Consider the following 16,488-nt stretch of genomic DNA (forward strand, 5'->3'; position numbering starts at 1 on the left):
TCACCACTCGATCCGGTGCTTCTCCTCGGTCTCCCGGTGCCGCACGTCGTCGTCCGCGTGCAGGTACTGGCTCGTCGTGGTCAGCGACACGTGGCCGAGGTTGTCGCGCACGATGCGCAGGTCGAGCCGGCCGTCGGCCATGTGCGAGCCCGCGCTGTGCCGCAGCCAGTGCGCGGACGCCTGTTCGAGCACGCGCGCCTGCTGTTCGCCCGCGTCGCCTTGCGCGCGCAGCCGGTCGGCCGCGTGCCGGAATACGCTTTTCACGATCGCATGCAGCGCCGCGCGCGTGAGCGGCTTGCGCGCGTGGCCGACCGGCAGCACGAGCGGCGTGTCCTCGTCGGGGCCCGGCAACGCGGGCAGCTCATGCGCGCGCCGGTAGCGCGCGAGCTCGGCCATCATCTCGTCGGTGGCCGGCACGAGCCGCTGCTTGCCGCCCTTGCCGGTCACGTCGAGCCACCAGCGGTCGCGCCCTTCGCCGTCGCGCCGGCAGAAGAACCCGCCCATCGTGTTGTCGGCGGCTTCGGTGATCCGCAGCCCGCCGAGATACAGCAGCGTAAACAGCCAGCGCGCGCGGTCGTAGTGAAAGCACGCGCGCGCATCGTCGCGCGGCATCGCGTCGATCGCGTCCTTGACCGACTGCCACAGCGCGGGCCCGAGATGGCGCGTGACGCGCGGCGCGGGCTTGCGCATGCGCTGCCGCGACAGCGACAACGGATTGCCGGCGAGGTAGCCGGCCTCTACGAGCCACGCGAACATCACGTTCAGGATCACCATCGCCTGCCGCTGGCTGGCCGGCGACAGCGGCCCGTAGAACGGCCGCCAGCGCGGATCGCCGCGCGGATGCTTGCGGCCGCCGCTCGCGCACCAGACGTCGGCCGGCGCGGGCGCGAGCAGGAACTGCCGGTAGACGAGCAGATCCTCGTGCGTGAGCGACGACAGCGGCTTGCCGCACGCGATCACGGCCCACAGCAGCAGGCGCTCGGCTTCCTTCCGGTAGTTCTGGAACGTGGTCGGCGTGTCGACGAAGCGCGCGAGCCAGGCGCGCACCGCGTCGAGATCGTTGGTCGCGGCGATCTGCGCGTGACCCGCGCGCGAGCGGTTGGCGCCGGCGCGTCCGTCGAGCGCGGCCGGCACGGTCAGCGCGTCGATCGGCAGCGGGCGCAGCGCGGAATCGGTGGGGACGGGCGTGGTCATGGAAATCCGGTCTATTCCGCCGTCGTGCCGCCCGGCATTCGGCTCGCGGGTCCGCGCTGCGGCGCGGGCAGGCCGATCCGCCGGAACACGAACGCGGACAGCAGCGTGATCGCGCCGACGCACACGAAGGCCAGCATGAACCCGCTCGCGGCCGAGCCCAGGCGTGCGGCGAACAGGTTCACGAGCCCGCCGCCGATCGACACGCCGAGCCCCATCGCGAGCATCTGCATCATCGTGAACAGGCTGTTGCCGCTGGCGGCGTCCGCGTGCGACAGATCCTTGAGCGTCACGCTGTTCATCGCCGCGAACTGCATCGAATTGGCCGCGCCGAACACGACGAGCAGCGCGCCTTCCAGCAGCGGCGACGACTGCCCGGACACGAGCGCGAACCCGGCGATGGTCACGCCGATGATCACCGTGTTGACGACGAGGAACGCCGGGTAGCCGTAGCGCTTCACGAGCGGCGCGATCCGGTTCTTCGCGAGCACGCCCGCGATCGCGGCGGGCAGCAGCATCAGGCCCGAACGCATCGGCGTGTAGCCGAGCTGCACCTGCATCAGCAGCGGCAGCATGAACGGCACCGCGCTCGAGCCGATCCGGCACAGCAGGTTGCCGAGCAGCCCCGCGCCGAAGTTCGGCTCGTGGAACAGCGCGAGCCTGAACAAGGGCCGCGCGCGCCGGCGCGCGTACGGAAGGTAGGCGAGCGCGGCGGCGACGCCGAGCGCCGCGCAGCCCGCCGACCACGCGGCGTGGTGCGCTTGCGCGGGCGGATCGACCGCGAGCGACAGCAGGATCATCGCGGCCGACAGCAGCGCGCAGCCGATGAAATCGAACGGCGGCGGCTGCGTCGCGTGATCGTGCCGCAGATAGCGTTGCACGGCGACGAAGCCGACCGCGCCGACGGGGGCGTTGATCAGGAAGATCCAGTGCCACGACACGGCCTCCGACAGCCAGCCGCCCAGCGTCGGCCCGAAGATCGGGCCGAGCTGCCCGCCGATCGACACGAACGCGAGCGCCGACACGTACTGTTCGCCGGGCACGCCGCGCAGGACCGACAGCCTGCCGATCGGCAGCAGCATCGAGCCGCCGACGCCCTGCAGCGCCCGCGCGACGACGAGCTGGTCGAGGCTGCGGGCGGCCGCGCAGCACACCGAGCCGAGCACGAACAGCACGATCGCGGCCGACAGCACGCGGCGCGTGCCGAAGCGGTCGGCGAGCCAGCCGGACGCGGGCGTGAGCATCGCCATCGTCAGCGTATAGACGACCACCACCGGCTGCATCGCGAGCGGCGACGCGTGCAGGCTTTGCGCAATCGACGGCAAGGCGGTGTTGACGATGGTCGTGTCGAGCGTCTGCATGAAGAATGCGGACGCGACGATCCAGAGCAGGGCGGGATGTGATGTGGTGCGGGTCATGACGGGGATTCTTTGACGCGCGGCCGCGCCATCTGAAAGCATTTTGTCGGCTTTTGGCGGCGTGGCCGGAAGAGCGTGCCACGAGCGATGTTAGCGGGTTGCAGGGTCATCGTGAAGACGTCTGAAGGTTGGCGCGCTCGATCGGCCGGGCGGCAAGCGGCAATTTCTCCGGACATACCCGGGCAAGTCGACTCACGGTCGCAAGCTATCATTCGAGAGGGAGGCTGTCGCCAAACCGTTGCTGTTCGACGTCTTCACGTGGGCTTAAGTCTGCGCTGCCTAGAATCCGCTTGATCGCCGCTCCTCCCGACGCGCGACCCGTTCATCACAGAGGACTCCCATGAAAGTGACATTCATCGCGCTTGCCCTGGCCGTTCCCGCTCGCACGGCATTGGCCCGATGCACGGGCCCCGCATCGAAGGTGAAGGTCAAGCCGGCCAAGGGCATCCAGTGATCTGGCCGAACGCCTGGCGCGTGTCCGCGCTGTTCGTGCGCGAATGGGTCGACCGTCCCGCCGCGGTGGGGGCGCTGTGCCCCAGCTCGCCGCGTCTCGCTTGCGAGATCGCGTCCGCGGTGCCGGCCGGCGACGGGCTCGTGATCGAGCTCGGCGGAGGAACCGGCGCGGTGACGCGCGCTTTGCTGGAGCACGGCATCGCCACCGAGCGACTCGTGGTGGTCGAGCGCTCGCACGTGTTCGCACGACACCTGCACGCGCGGTTTCCTGGCGTGACGATCGCGCACGGCGACGCCGCGGAACTCGATCGCTTGCTGCCGCCCGATACCCGGGTCGACGCGATCGTGTCGTGCCTGCCGCTGCGATCGCTGCCGCGTCAGGTGGTGTCGACCATCGTCGGGCAATGCCACCGCGCGCTGTCCGGTGACGGCGTCATGATTCAGTTCACCTACGACTTGCGGTCGCCGGCTTACCGTCCATCCCGATACCCGGGTTTCGTCGTCACGCGGAGCCCTATCGTCTGGAGAAACATCCCGCCCGCGCGAATCGACGTGATGCGCAAGCAGGACTGCTAGAACCGCACGGAAGCGCGACCCGGCGCGGGCCCTTTGCCCCGGCTTGGGGCAGATATCTTTCAACAATCCTTCTTTTCCTTCCAGATCGCATTCACGGTCGCGTCACACTGGCCCCCTATCATCCTTTCATTCAGAAAGCATTCAGGTAGGGGAAGCCGAAAACATGAAGCGAACGAGACTGGCGGCGCTGCTGTGTGCAAGCGCCTTGGTGCTGGCAGGCTGCGGCAGCGACGACGGGCCGACGAGCGCGACGGCCGCGCGCAACGTGATCTTTTTCCTTGGCGACGGCATGGGCCTCACGACGCTGACGGCCGCCAGGATCTACGCGGTCGGCGAGGACGGCGAGCTGACGCTCGATACGTTGCCCGAAACCGCGTTCGTGAAGACCTACTCGAACGATGCGCAGGTGACCGACAGCGCGCCGTCGATGTCCGCGTACATGACGGGCGTGAAGACCAACAACGAAGTGATCTCGATGACGCCCGATACGAAGGCGTTCGAGCCGAGCTCGAATCTCACCGGCAACTGCGGCGCGAACAACGGCAAGCCGGCGCCGACGCTGCTCGAGATCGCGAAGGCCAAAGGCATGGCGACGGGCGTCGTGACGACGACGCGCGTCACCCACGCGACGCCTGCCGCGACCTATGCGCACGTGTGCCATCGTGACGCGGAAAACGACATCGCCGCGCAGCTCGTGCCGGGCGGCTCGGGCTACAACGCCGCGCTCGGCGACGGGGTCGACGTCGTGCTCGGCGGCGGTTCCCAATTCTTCGCGCCGAAGGACGGCGGCGGCAAGCGCAGCGACGGCCGCAATCTGCTCGATGAACTGAAGGCAAAGGGCTACGCGGTCGCGCGGAATCGCGAGGATCTGCTGGCCGCCGACGCGACGAAGAGCGGCAAGCTCGTCGGCCTGTTCGCGTCGAGTCACATGAGCTACGACCTCGATCGCACCGCGACGAAGGAGCCGAGCCTCGCCGACATGACGACGCGTGCGCTCGACGTGCTGCAGACGAACGCGAACGGCTATTTCCTGATGGTCGAAGGCGGCCGCATCGACCACGCGCTGCACGACACCAACGCGAAGCGCGCGCTGCAGGACACGGTCGCGTTCGACAACGCGATCAAGGCGGCGCTCGACAAGGTACGCAAGACCGACCCGGATCTGCGCAATACGTTGATCGTCGTGACGGCCGACCACGACCACACGCTGGTGCTGAACGGCTACGCGGCGCGCACCGGCAAGACCGAAACGGGCAAGCCGGGCGTGCTCGGCGTGCTGCGCAGCTATCAGACGGGCTCGATCGCGAAGGACGCCGACGGCGCGCCTTACACGATCATCGGCTTCGGCAACGGCGAGAACCGCGTGCAGGGCAGCCGCGCGGGCACGAACCTCACCGACGCGGTGACCGGCGCGAACGACTACCGCCAGGAAGCGGTCGTGCGGATGGACAAGGGCAGCGAAACCCATGGCGGCACCGACGTGTTCCTCGGTGCGATCGGCCGGGGCGCCGACAACTTTCACGGCGTGATCGAGAACAACAAGGTCTTCGAGCTGGTGCGCAGCGCGGTGCAGCTGTAAGCGCGGTCTCTACAGGTACAGGGGAAAACAGGATGTCGACTATCAAGCGCATCGCAATGGCGACGCTTGCCGCTGCGGGTTTCGCGGGCGGCCCGCTGGGGCAGGCGGCGCATGCCGCCGGCCAGGCGCAGAACGTGATTTTCTTCCTCGGCGACGGCATGGGGCCGACGACCGTGACGGCGAGCCGAATCTACAAGGTCGGCGAGTCGGGGCAGCTGACGATGGAAAAGCTCGCGCGCACGGCGCGCGTCAAGACCTTTTCGAACGATGCCCAGACGACGGACAGCGCACCGTCAATGGCCGCGTACATGACGGGCGTCAAGATGAACAACGAAGTGCTGTCGATGTCGTCCGACACGCGCGCCGTCGCGCCCGGCACCGATGCGAACGGCAACCGGACGGTCAATAACTGCGCGCCGGGCAACGGCAAGCCGGTCGCCACGCTGCTGGAGCTGGCCAAGGCGCGCGGCAAGGCCGTCGGCGCGATCACGACGACCGAGCTCACGCACGCGACGCCCGCCGCAACCTATTCGCACATTTGCCATCGCGACGCGCAGTTCGATATCGCCGCGCAGGCGGCGCCGGGCGGCGCCGGCTACAACGCGGCGCTTGGCGACGGCGTCGACGTGCTGATGGGCGGCGGCCGCAATCACTGGACGCCGTTCGATCTCGCCGCCAACAAGCGCGGGCGGGCGGACGGGCGCAATCTGCTCGACGAGATGAAGGCGAAAGGCTACGTGGTCGTCGCAACGAAGGATCAGCTGGCGCAGGCAGGTGGCGGCAAGCTGATCGGTCTCTTCAGTTCGACGAGCCATCTCGAATATGAGCTCGATCGCGTCGCGGGCAAAGGCGAGGGCGCGACGCAACCGAGCCTGGCCGAGATGACGTCGAAGGCGATCGACCTGCTGTCGAAGAATGCGAACGGCTATTTCCTGATGGTCGAAGGCGGCCGCATCGACCATGCGCTGCACGGCACCAACGCGAAGCGTGCGCTCGAGGACACGGCTGCATTCGATGACGCGATTCGCGTCGCGCTGTCGAAGGTCGATTTGTCGAACACGCTGATCGTCGTGACGGCCGACCATGACCATACGATGACGATCAACGGCTATTCGAAACGCGGCAATCCGATCCTCGACATCAGCCGCAGCTATCGCGACGGCCAGCCGAGCAAGGACGCGGACGGCAACACGTACACGACGCTCGTGTTCGGCAACGGCGCGAACCGTCCGAACGTGCGCGCGCCGGTGGATTCGGCGACGGCGCTCGACAGCGCGTATCTGCAGGAAGTCGGCGTGCGGACGGGCAGCGCCGGCTCCGAGACGCACGGCGGCGGCGACGTGATGCTGTTCGCCGACGGTGCGGGCGCGAAGGCGTTCAAGGGCACGATCGACAACACGAAGGTGTTCGGTCTCGTGAGGTCCGCGTTCGGGTTCTGACCGACGCGCTTCATGGCAGACAGGGACGAGCGATGAAACGAAGCATCGGTGTGATCGCGTGCTGGTTCGCGGTATCGCCCGCATTCGCGGCCGGCGAGCTTGACGCCGTGCTGCTGCACGAAAGCAGTACGGTGACCGCGGACGGCGTGACCCGTACCGTGACGTATCGCGAACGGATGGTGCGGCGCGACGGGCATGTCTGGGTCGAGCGCGTGCGTCCCGTTGCGGCCGCAAGCGGCGGGCGCGACGACGACCACGGCCACGACCCTGGTCACGTTCACCCGGATGCGAGACGCGGTGGCGTGCGGCAGGCCGCGACGCATGCCGGACACAAGCACTTCGACTTCCAGGCTGCGGCGCGGCACGTGACGTACGACGGGAAGACGGTGCGGATCGAGTATGTCGACGCGGCGGACAGGACCGTCGTGCGGGTGCCGCCGGCGGAGTACGAAACGACCGGCTTCGACGGCTCGTGGGACAACGCGTACTACATCACGCCGCCGTCGCAGCTGAAGCGGCTCGGTGTCGCGAGGTCCGGCAACGCGCCCGGTACCCGCTGGTACGAACAGACGATCGATACGCCCGGTGCGCGTGGCGTGAACCGGATACTTTGGAGCGAGCGGCTGCAGGCCCCGCTCACGGTCGAGTATCGAAGCGCCGACGGCCGTGTCGCGCGCAAGCTGACGTTGACGCAGGTTCCTGCCGCGCGTGGCGACGGCCTGCCGTGGCAAACGCTTGAAACCTACGCGCACAAGGAGTACGCGGATTACCTGGATTGACGAATCGCGGCATAACGATAGGTGAATTGCTTGGTTCGGAATCGCCGTCGGCGGTCGTATCGTGTGCGAACCGATCCGAACCAGGGAGCATGCAACGATGAGTCGAGATGTGCTGTTTCTGCTGGAGCCGGGCTTCAGCGATCCGAAGCATCCGGGTGAGCGTTTCGTCTGTCCGCACGGGCTGTCGATCGAGGGGTTGCTCGCGAGCGACCCGGCGCGCGCCGCGTCGCTCGACGTGAAGCGCGTCGGCTTCGCGCGGCCGCGCCACGACGTGATCGCCGCGCTCGACGACGCGCATCAGGGCCTGCCGGCGCTGGTGCTCGGCCGCGGCCAGCCGGCGCCGCCGGACGCGCTGGCGCTCGGCGACGTGCGCTACTTCACCGACCCGCGCCGCATCCTCGAACTGCTCGCGCAGCGGCATGGCTTTCCGAAGGTGCATTGACGGCGGATCGCCGCGAAGCCGACGCTGATCACGCGTGGCGTGCCGCACGGAATCGGCCGACGGTCACAACACCGAATTGCGCCAGTAGATCAGGATGTCGTAATACCAGCCCAGCGTATTGCTGCCTTGCCACGACAGGACGGTGTTCCAGTTCGCCTGATCGTGGGCGCTCCACACATAGACGGTTTCCAGCTCATTGTCCTGCGGCGAGTTGGGGTAACGCTGATGGATCTGGCTGTATTGCGTGATCTGGCCGTGTTCGACTTCCAGCGACGCATTGGCGGCCGCAACCAGGTTCACGTTGCGAATCTGGCGGTAGATCGTATCGAGCTGCGTATCCGACACCTTGAAATAGCCGGCGCCGAAGTCGTTGCCGAACGAGTGGTCGACCGCCGGATAGCCGCCGACGCCCACCGCCGTCTCCTCCTGAAACTCGCGCGCGGCGCCCGCGCGTATCGCTTCGCTGCCTTCGCGCCGGCCGCCGGGCAGCGCATAGTTGTCGGCGCCGTTCAGTGCCTGGCCGTTCCGGACAATACTGCCGGCGTGCGTCGCGGAGTTGTAGAAGAAGTAGCCCTTCTTGAGCTTCCAGCCAAGCAGGAAGCGTCCCGTTCCCGTGTAAAGCACCGCATAGACCTGCATGATGTTGCTCCTCGGAAAATGAGGGAGTGCGCCTGCCTTCCCTCGGGTCTGGATCGATGCAGTCGTGCCGCTTGCATCGCACCGTTGGCCGCCTGCCTGGATCAAGCGGATTCGGTCGGAATCACGACGCCCCGTTTGGTGAGCAAAAGCACCGAGTTCCGGTAGACGTACAGGATCAGGTCGTCGTCGATCGAGTAGCCTGCCGGAATCGGGATGGTGTAATCGGTCCGTCGGGGCTCGGGTTGGATCGTGTCGTTGAACACGGCGGAAAACCTGTTCTCCCCCATGCCGAACGTGCCCGGCGGCTCGCCGTAACGGGACCGCGTGACGATGACGAAATACGGCGCATACGTCACGGGGTTCATCGGCCGCGCGGGCGTCTTGACGAGCGAGTCGTTCACGAGGTAAGTCGCGCTCGACGCGCTCACGTTGGCGATATAGACCTTGCCCGTCATACGATCCGCCGATTACGTCTGCTGCCGGAACGTCGCGGTCTGCTGGCCGCCGCCGGGCGCATGCACGAGTTCGACGACGATGCCGTGATGCGACGGGTCGGAGATGTTGTAGGTATTGCCGACAACCAGGTTCTTGTTGGGATAAGGCGCGATGCCCGGGACGAGATACTGGGTGGGCGGGCCGGCATTCACCTGGATATTGTTGCCGGTCGCAACGACTTTGAAGCCCGGGACTTCCTTCACGGTGGTGGCCATGATCGTCTCTCCATCCAACTGGTCGAGGCTGGGATGGGCGGCCTCGATACGCCCGAAATCCGGTGGGAGCGCCTCGCGCAGCCGCAGGCTCATGCAGGCGGCCACCAGCCGTCCGGCACGGTGACGGCCAGATCCGGCGCGAGCACGATCGGCACCTGCGCGCCGGCGACGTTGGCGAACAGCGTCACGTCGAGATGAAGCAGCGCAACCTGGGTGGACGGCTTGACGATGCCGAACCAGCGCTCGCAATCCGCCGCCAGTTGCGCGGCCAGTTGCGGCAGGCCGATCGCGCGTACGGAAGGCGCAGCGGCGTTGTCGCTCGCGAGTTCCACGTCGGCGGCCAGCAGCACCGGAAGATCGCTCCACAAACCCTTTCCGCCGCCCGCGGGAGCGCCGATCCGGTAGCTGTGCGCAACGGCGATCCTCAGGAGGCGCTCCTTCACGGCTGCGCTGGTCGCCGCGGCGAGCGGCGCGAGGGCGTTTGCGAGCGCGTCGGCCAGCGTGGCGCCGGATGGAAAGGTGTGGGCCGGCACGGTGATGACCGGCACCACCGGCGACGCGAACGACACGTCCGGCGTCTGGTAGACGAGATCCGGATTCGTCTTGACGCCATCGACGCCGGACAGGTTGGCGTTGCGAACGATCCGCCACGACGAATGCCCGGTCTGGCGCGTGGCGACATCGAGGCCGGGCCATGTGAATTCGAGGGTGCCGGTGGCCGCATCGGGCAGCGGCGCGTAATCGTAGCTTGCCGTGAACCAGCAGCCGGTATCGTCAGGCGACGCGCTGCCGGCGGGCGTGACGGCGCCGTGCGTCTTGCCGTTGATCGTCGGCCAGACGATGTCCGACGCGTCGCATCGACCGTCCTTGAGCACGCCTTGCGCGAACAGCCGCACGGTTTTCCGTTCGTCGAACGCATGCGAGAAGTTCAGCATGTACGCATTGCGCATCGGCTTCACCGACTCGGCGGCGGCCCGCGCCGGCAAGCGCGGCAGCGCCACGCCGGCGCAGGCGGCGATGCCGCGGAACGCCGCCCAGGCGTGCGTCACGCGCTGCACCTGCTCCAGCGTCGCGGCGATGACCTGATTCGGCGTCGGCGCCTTGGCTTGCAGCCCGAACGCAGTCTCCGGCAGCGCGAGCACATGAGGCCGCAACACGGGCCAGGCTGTCACGAACGACGCCAGCGCTTCGAACACGGCTTCGATGGTGCCGGTTGCGGTCAGCGGCTTTGCGTCGGACCCGCCGCTGATCGGCAAGTTGTAGGTCACCGTCACCCAGAGCTCGTCTTGCGCGTCCTGCTCCGCGTGCACGAGCGTCGCCGAATAATCCCATTGCAGCCGCATGTCCTGCGGCTCGCCGAAGCCGGTCACGGCCGCTTGTCCGGCACGCTGCCGCTGCAGCACGGGCGATGCGGGAAACGCGCGCATGGGGACGGGCGCGTCGATCTCGCCGAACGGCATCGGCATCTCGCGAACGAAGCGCAGCCATTGCGACGGGGTATAGCCGAACGACGACTCCGCGTTGTCGATCAGGTGTTCGACGAAGCCCGCGCCGTACTTCAGGTCGAGATGCAGGCTGCTTTCGCTGCCGGGCCGGGTGGCCGTCACGATGAAATTGAGCAAGCCGGGATTGGCCGGCGTGCTCGCCACGACGGGCAGCTTTGCGTTCGTCAGCGTGCAGTCGCCCGCGGGCCCGTTCAGCGCGCTGCTGGCCTCGATGCTGCCGAACATGCGCGGTGGCGCCGAGCCCGGTTCCGTCGTGCCCGCCACGGCGATGTCGGCGGGCACCTGGACGATCGACGAGATCGCATAGGCGGTCGACAGCGCGGCAAGGACGCTTTGCTCGAACTGGTCCTGCGCCGCCGCCAGATCGCCGTCGGACAGCGCCGGAAACACCGGCGCGACGCCGCGCGCCAGCGCTTGCGCGATGCAGGCCTTCAGCGCCATCAGCGTGCGATAGGACGTCCCGTCGAGCGCGGCAATGGCCGCCGCGTTGGCGGGCGCGAGGATTTCGTCGAACGCGGACAGGAAGACCTGGGCCCAGGCGTCGATATCGACGCCGGTGAAGGTCTGGGTCGCGTAGGTCGGCTCGAGCGTCGAACTGTAGCTCGGCACGCTGGCCGGTCCGGCCATGAGCTTCGTGTTGAGCGGCAGCAGCGTGAAATAGTGCGCCGCGTTCGCGCGGAACCTCACGTCGATCCCGTTCGTCGCGCTCCAGCGCATGCCCCAGAGCGACGCGCCGCCCTCCGCCGCGGACAGGTTCGCCGCATCGGCGCGTACGGCAAGCCGCGCCGTGCCCCCGGCGCCATCGAAGCCCGCAAAGGTCGCTTCGAACTGGCGGGCGAACCAGGCCAGGCCGACGTCCTCGACCGGCGGCGCGCCGCTCGCCGCGGCGCGGCGTTGCGCGCGAGCCGTCCCTTGCGCCGGCGGATCCAGGTCGGCGGCCAGCGCCATCGCGACGGACACGGCGCGCGGCATGCCGGCGCGCGCCTGTGGATCGACCAGTTCGGGCGGCCGCGCAAAGGTCAGGGCGACCGTTACCGCGAAGAGGTTGTCGGTCCGCCGGGCGAGGTCGGTCTTGTCGATCGCGACCGGCAGTGTCAGCGGCACGACGCTCGGGGTTCCGCCGTCTAGCGCGCGTTTCAGCTCGGTGACGGCGTCGCCCGCAAACCTGGCGAGCGCTTGCTTGATCTCCGCGCCGTTGCCGACCACGCCGCCGTTCGAAGGCAGCACGGATTGCGTCAGCGTCACCGACGTGTGCGGATCGTCGAGCTGCGCAACGACGGTCGCATACTTGCCGAGCGCGGCCCGGACCTGCTGGCGGGCACGATCCGCGTCCGTCGGCGCGGCGCCCGCGGCCAGGCCATGCACCCGCACGTGGGCCAGCGCCGGATCGGTGCGGATCACGAGCGCAGGGTCGAACGTGAACGACAGGCTCAACCGGCCGGGCTCGAAACGGTACGCGCAGCGCACGCCGGGCCACTCCATCGGCGCCAGCAACGCGTCGTTGTAGCGCACCGCGAATCCGGTCGTGAAGGTATCGGCGGCGCTCTCGAGCGCGTTTCCGAACACGTCGTTGACCCGAAACACCAGATTCGGCTCGCCGCCGATTGCCGCGTACGGGTTCGGCGTCGCGCCCGCGCCGCCGTCGACGAAGCGGTAGACGGGCACCACCTGCCGGTACGTTTGCTGGTCGGCGTCGAAGCTTTCGGGACGCGCGTCGTCACCGGCGTCCTGTCCGGAGCTGTCGGACGACGGGCTCAGCGCGAGGCTCCAGAGCGAATGGCCGAAGCGCACCGGACTGCCCGACGTCGCGCCGCCGACCCTGAACTGCATCAGGTGGTAGAGCGCGGCGATCCATTCCTCGTCGTACAGTCCGCCGCCGTCGCGCGCCAGCCTTGCGTTGGCGAGCGACCAGTCGGCTTCGAAGCCGATGCAGCCGGGCGGGTAGGAGGGCTGGAACTGCTGCAGCGGCGCGCCCGATGCGTCGGCCACGCCGAGGTAGAGCGTGCCGTCGACGTCGCCCTGCGGCGTGAAGGCGAACGCGTTGTGCCAGCGCTCGAACGCATTCGACGGCGGGAACGTCACCAGCAAGGTGAGCGTCGCCGTATCGCCGTTCGGAATGCCGTCGGTCGGCGCCGTTTGCCCCTTCGGCGTGAAGATGCGCACCGGAAGCGGCCGGCCGGCCGCGTCCGCGTAGCGCAGGAAGTAGCCGCCCGAGTGGGTGACGCTCACTTCCCACGTCAGTTGCAGCAACGCCTCGAGGCGTTGCAGGCTCTGCGGGTCGTCGGGCTTCTGCGGATCGGGAAACAGCGTCGAAGCGGGGCCGAGCGGATCGCCGCCGGCGCGCAACGCACGCAGGTGCAGCGGCGCATGCGCGAGCCCCGGCTCGCTGCTGGTCGACAGGTTGGTCTTCGCGAGCACGACCGGTTGCGTGGGCAACGAGATCGCATCCGACTGGTAACCGGTCGTGGTCGCGTCGTACAGCACCGAAATCGTGGCGCCCGCCAGCGCGTTCGACGCCAGCGCGTCGTGGATGCGCTCGCGCGTCTCGTCGTCCGCGCCGCCGATGCGATAGATGTCGGCGTAGTACGGATTCGCGGGGCCGCCGCGCGCGTCCACGCTGCCGGCGGCCACACGGTTCACGAGATAGATCGGCACCTGGATCATGAGGGCCGGACAGACGCGTTGCGTGCCCGCCGGTTCCGACGTCTGCGGCCGGCCGGTCTGCACGGTGAGCGTCAGCGGCGCGCCCGCCGATTGTCGCAGCACGGCCGGCGGCAGCGGCACGACGAAGCGGGGCGCCTTGTCAGGACTCGTCCACGGCAGGCGTTCGCGCGCCGCATACCAGACCTGCTCGGCGTGAACCGGCGGGATCGCGGCCACCTTGACGTGCGCCGCCAAGGCGAAGCGTTCGCCATCACGGCTCCAGGCCGGACGCGGCACGGGCGGTACGGCTTCAAGCGGCATCTTCGACGTGACGCCGGCGCCGCCGCCGGCGAAGCGAACCGGGCGCGCCGACGCCGGTGCGGCCGACAGCGTCGCCTCGACGACAGCCGGCGGCGCTTTGCCGTCCTGCTTCACGGTGAACTGCTGCCCGTTCAGCGCGTAGCCCGCGGCGATATCGAGCGTCGCCAGATCGACCTTGTCGAACTCGGGCGGCGTCGTCGCCGGGTCGGGAATGCGCATGCCGTTCATCAGGTAACGCGAGGTCATGCCGCCCAACGTACGCGCCATCGCCTTGTCCGGCATGCCGCCGGGCCGGTTGCTCGCGCTCTCCCGGTCGGCCAGGCTGCTCGCCATCTGGCGGCACAAGGTCAGGAAGTAGTCGTCGAAGATGAAGGCCGTGAGCGACGGTCCTTGCGGCGCGTCGCCGCCGGCCGCGGCCGCGACGCCGAAGCGGTGTTCGCCGCGCGCGTCCGGGTTGTCGGTGAGCACGTTCAGCGACAGTTCCGCGAAGTAGGCCTCGACGACCTGCCGGTAGTCCGGGTATGTGCGCGCGTGGCTGGCGAACACGAGCGGTTCGTCATGGCCGGTCCAGCTCATCTGCATCGCATCGAACATCGGAAACAGCGCCCAGTCGCCTTCGTCGGCGGGCGCGGCGAGATCGACCGGATGGATCGTGAACGCGATTTCCGTCGTAAGGAAGCCGTCGAGCTTCCCGCTCCAGTCGGCGGGCGGCAGCGCGCGCCCATGCCCGAGCGCGGCGGCGACCGTGGCCCAGCTGCCGGTGCCGTCCGACCAGGTGCGAAGCAGCCACGACGCGAGCGCCGTGACGAGCTTCTCGAGATTCGTCGGGGGCGCGGCGCTTGCATCGGCCCCCCCGTCGGCGCCCGGCGCGCTCAGGATCAGCGTTGCGATGCCGGCCACCGCGCCGGCGTCGTCGGCATAGACGACGGACGGCTGCAACAGGAACGACAGTGCGATGTCGACCGGCCCGGCAGGCGCTGTTGCGGACCAGGCCGGCCACGCGCGCGGCGCGCCGGCCGCGAGCCGTTCGCGATGCTCGAGCAAGCGCCGCTCGAAGCGCTCGACGCCGAGGTGCGCCCAATCGTTCATGCCCTTGAAGGCGGGATTCAGCGGACCGTCCGGGCTCGCGGGCGTGCCGCCCGTGATTTCGAACGTGGCCGAGATCGTCGTGTGGAAACCGACCGAAATCGTGATGAACAGAATCTTGAGGCGGGCTTGCGCGTCGACGCGCGCCGTGACGTTGATGACCGTGCCGAAGCCGGTTTCGAACGCGATGCCGGCGACTACCGACAGCCGCACGAGGACCGACAGCTTGACGACGCTCAGGTCGACTTCGCCCTGCAACTGCCCGACGATGCCGACCGACGCGGCGAACCAGAAGTAATCGGGCGACCTCGACACGCTGCCGCCGCCGGCGGCGCTGCGCCACGCGAGAACGCCCTGGAAGGTGCCCTGTGCGGTCAGCGAGAGCGACGCCGAGAACGGTCCCGCGCTGATCGAGCGGCCGACGCCGAACCACAGCGCCAGGCCGAAGCTCACGATCGGGTTGTAGCTGACCACGTCGGCGCCGACGTTCGAGCCGAGCGCCTTCAGCGCGTCGGCGCCGCTCGCCGGATTGTCGCCGCTGCGCAGCTTGCCGAAGTAGAAGCCGCAGCCGCCCGTGAAGATGTAGACCTGCACGCCGATCGAATCGTCGCCGAGCGGCCAGCCGACGCTGACCTTGAAATCGCCGTTGGTATAGATCCAGATCCTGAACGACGGCAGCGTCAGCGCGACGGCGCCCAGGTTGATCTGCCGGTAACGCGCCGGCATCGTGAGCGCGCCGTAGTAGACGCCGAGATGCGGCCCGAGCTTCTGATAGAGGATCTCGAGCAGCAGGCCGGCGAACTGATCGATCGAGCAGGTGATTTCGAGCCCGTAGAGCACGGGGTCGTTGAAGACGGCACGAATCTCCCAGCCGCGCACCGCGACGTGCGCCGCGACGAACCAGTCGCGCGACGAATCGTAGTACTGGCCGAGCCGGTCGAGCAGTTGCCGCGGATCGTTGGTCGTGAAGATCGATTCGAGTTCGGCGAACATCACCGCGATCGGATCGTCCTTTGACACGTCGACGGTCGGGCCGAAGCGCTGCCCGAGACCGAAATACTTGACCTGGAAGTTGCTGCCGCCCTGCGACGGCACCGGAAACGGGTAGCTGACGACCGACGTCTTCCCGTCCTCCGGCTGCGGGCCGGCGTCCGGCCCGCCCGCGGTGAGCCGCGCTTCGCGGAAGCGCTCCTGGTCGGCAAACGTCACGCGCGCGCTTACGTCGAGTCCGCCCTTCGACTTGTCGTAGCCGACGATGAGGTCGTAGACGGTAAAGCGCGGCTCGACCGTGACGGGGCCGAACGTGCCGCCCAGCGTGATGCCGTAGGTGTCGCGCTCGTACAGCTTGATGACGAGCTGGACGGCCGGCGCGTCGCCGACCGCGACCGTCAGGTACGGCGCGATCTTCACGTCGAAGATCGCGCTCCAGGGCCATGACGCGCTCAGGTGCGCGATCTGCGCGACGGCGTCGATCTGCAGCATCTTCGCGAGCTGCTCGATGATCGTGCGCAGGCTCAACGGCGCTTGCCCCTGCTTCGGTCCCACCGTGAACTGCGTGGGACCGTCGCCGACGGCGAAGCCGAACTGCAGGCCGAAGCCGTCGCCCGCATCGCTGGCCGCGCGCGCCTGCGCGGCGAGCGCATGCGACGTCGGCAGGTTCAGGGTGGCTTGTACGCCAAGCGTGAATCTCGACATGGGGAGGGCGCG

The 16,488-nt window shown here is 68.4% G+C and carries 11 protein-coding genes; 5 read left to right on the forward strand and 6 right to left on the reverse strand.

All coding sequences use genetic code 11. The annotated features are described in order from the left end of the window. Positions 1-1,194, reverse strand: a complete 1,194-nt coding sequence (locus ACFIMZ_RS26000) for a tyrosine-type recombinase/integrase (RefSeq protein WP_431825146.1) — start codon at positions 1,192-1,194, stop codon at positions 1-3. Between the two features lie 11 nt (positions 1,195-1,205). After that, positions 1,206-2,609 (reverse strand): multidrug transporter subunit MdtD, encoded by a 1,404-nt coding sequence (mdtD, locus tag ACFIMZ_RS26005; RefSeq protein WP_431825147.1) that lies wholly within the window; start codon positions 2,607-2,609, stop codon positions 1,206-1,208. Positions 2,610-3,059: 450 nt separating this feature from the next. On the opposite strand from mdtD, the gene ACFIMZ_RS26010 reads away from it, so the two are divergent. From ACFIMZ_RS26010 to ACFIMZ_RS26030, 5 genes are all read left to right on the forward strand, one after another. After that, positions 3,060-3,638, forward strand: a complete 579-nt coding sequence (locus tag ACFIMZ_RS26010) for a class I SAM-dependent methyltransferase (protein ID WP_431825148.1) — start codon at positions 3,060-3,062, stop codon at positions 3,636-3,638. Positions 3,639-3,801: 163 nt separating this feature from the next. After that, positions 3,802-5,217 carry an alkaline phosphatase gene (locus ACFIMZ_RS26015; RefSeq protein ID WP_431825149.1) on the forward strand — a complete coding sequence of 472 codons (1,416 nt, stop codon included), beginning with the start codon at positions 3,802-3,804 and terminating at the stop codon, positions 5,215-5,217. A 32-nt stretch (positions 5,218-5,249) separates the two neighbouring features. After that, positions 5,250-6,656 carry an alkaline phosphatase gene (locus ACFIMZ_RS26020; RefSeq protein WP_431825150.1) on the forward strand — a complete coding sequence of 469 codons (1,407 nt, stop codon included), beginning with the start codon at positions 5,250-5,252 and terminating at the stop codon, positions 6,654-6,656. Positions 6,657-6,688: 32 nt separating this feature from the next. Then, on the forward strand, positions 6,689-7,435 hold the full coding sequence (locus ACFIMZ_RS26025) for a hypothetical protein (RefSeq protein ID WP_431825151.1): 747 nt from the start codon (positions 6,689-6,691) through the stop codon (positions 7,433-7,435). Between the two features lie 97 nt (positions 7,436-7,532). Then, positions 7,533-7,877, forward strand: a complete 345-nt coding sequence (locus ACFIMZ_RS26030; protein ID WP_431825152.1) for a DUF3088 domain-containing protein — start codon at positions 7,533-7,535, stop codon at positions 7,875-7,877. A 63-nt stretch (positions 7,878-7,940) separates the two neighbouring features. Here the strand turns inward: ACFIMZ_RS26030 and ACFIMZ_RS26035 are convergent, their stop codons facing one another. The 4 genes from ACFIMZ_RS26035 to ACFIMZ_RS26050 form a co-directional block, all read right to left on the reverse strand. Continuing rightward, positions 7,941-8,516, reverse strand: coding sequence for an NUDIX hydrolase (locus ACFIMZ_RS26035; RefSeq protein ID WP_431825153.1), 576 nt, complete (start codon positions 8,514-8,516; stop codon positions 7,941-7,943). A gap of 101 nt (positions 8,517-8,617) precedes the next feature. Then, the gene (locus tag ACFIMZ_RS26040) at positions 8,618-8,971 is read right to left on the reverse strand and encodes a hypothetical protein (protein ID WP_431825154.1); all 354 of its coding nucleotides are present in this window, start codon (positions 8,969-8,971) and stop codon (positions 8,618-8,620) included. A gap of 12 nt (positions 8,972-8,983) precedes the next feature. Continuing rightward, positions 8,984-9,319 (reverse strand): hypothetical protein, encoded by a 336-nt coding sequence (locus ACFIMZ_RS26045; protein ID WP_431825155.1) that lies wholly within the window; start codon positions 9,317-9,319, stop codon positions 8,984-8,986. Beyond that, positions 9,316-16,476, reverse strand: coding sequence for a hypothetical protein (locus ACFIMZ_RS26050; protein ID WP_431825156.1), 7,161 nt, complete (start codon positions 16,474-16,476; stop codon positions 9,316-9,318). Before ACFIMZ_RS26050 ends, ACFIMZ_RS26045 begins: the two co-directional genes overlap by 4 nt. Between the last annotated feature and the right edge of the window lie 12 nt (positions 16,477-16,488).

The organism is Burkholderia sp. F1, assembly GCF_050813845.1.
Taxonomy (GTDB): Bacteria; Pseudomonadota; Gammaproteobacteria; order Burkholderiales; family Burkholderiaceae; genus Burkholderia; species Burkholderia ubonensis.

Coding starts and splice junctions, on each gene's coding strand:
- ACFIMZ_RS26000 (WP_431825146.1), bottom strand. CDS start 1,194: ATGACCACGCCCGTCCCCACCGATTCCGCGCTGCGCCCGCTGCCGATC.
- ACFIMZ_RS26030 (WP_431825152.1), top strand. CDS start 7,533: ATGAGTCGAGATGTGCTGTTTCTGCTGGAGCCGGGCTTCAGCGATCCG.
- ACFIMZ_RS26025 (WP_431825151.1), top strand. CDS start 6,689: ATGAAACGAAGCATCGGTGTGATCGCGTGCTGGTTCGCGGTATCGCCC.
- mdtD (WP_431825147.1), bottom strand. CDS start 2,609: ATGACCCGCACCACATCACATCCCGCCCTGCTCTGGATCGTCGCGTCC.
- ACFIMZ_RS26035 (WP_431825153.1), bottom strand. CDS start 8,516: ATGCAGGTCTATGCGGTGCTTTACACGGGAACGGGACGCTTCCTGCTT.
- ACFIMZ_RS26050 (WP_431825156.1), bottom strand. CDS start 16,476: ATGTCGAGATTCACGCTTGGCGTACAAGCCACCCTGAACCTGCCGACG.
- ACFIMZ_RS26045 (WP_431825155.1), bottom strand. CDS start 9,319: ATGAGCCTGCGGCTGCGCGAGGCGCTCCCACCGGATTTCGGGCGTATC.
- ACFIMZ_RS26040 (WP_431825154.1), bottom strand. CDS start 8,971: ATGACGGGCAAGGTCTATATCGCCAACGTGAGCGCGTCGAGCGCGACT.
- ACFIMZ_RS26020 (WP_431825150.1), top strand. CDS start 5,250: ATGTCGACTATCAAGCGCATCGCAATGGCGACGCTTGCCGCTGCGGGT.
- ACFIMZ_RS26015 (WP_431825149.1), top strand. CDS start 3,802: ATGAAGCGAACGAGACTGGCGGCGCTGCTGTGTGCAAGCGCCTTGGTG.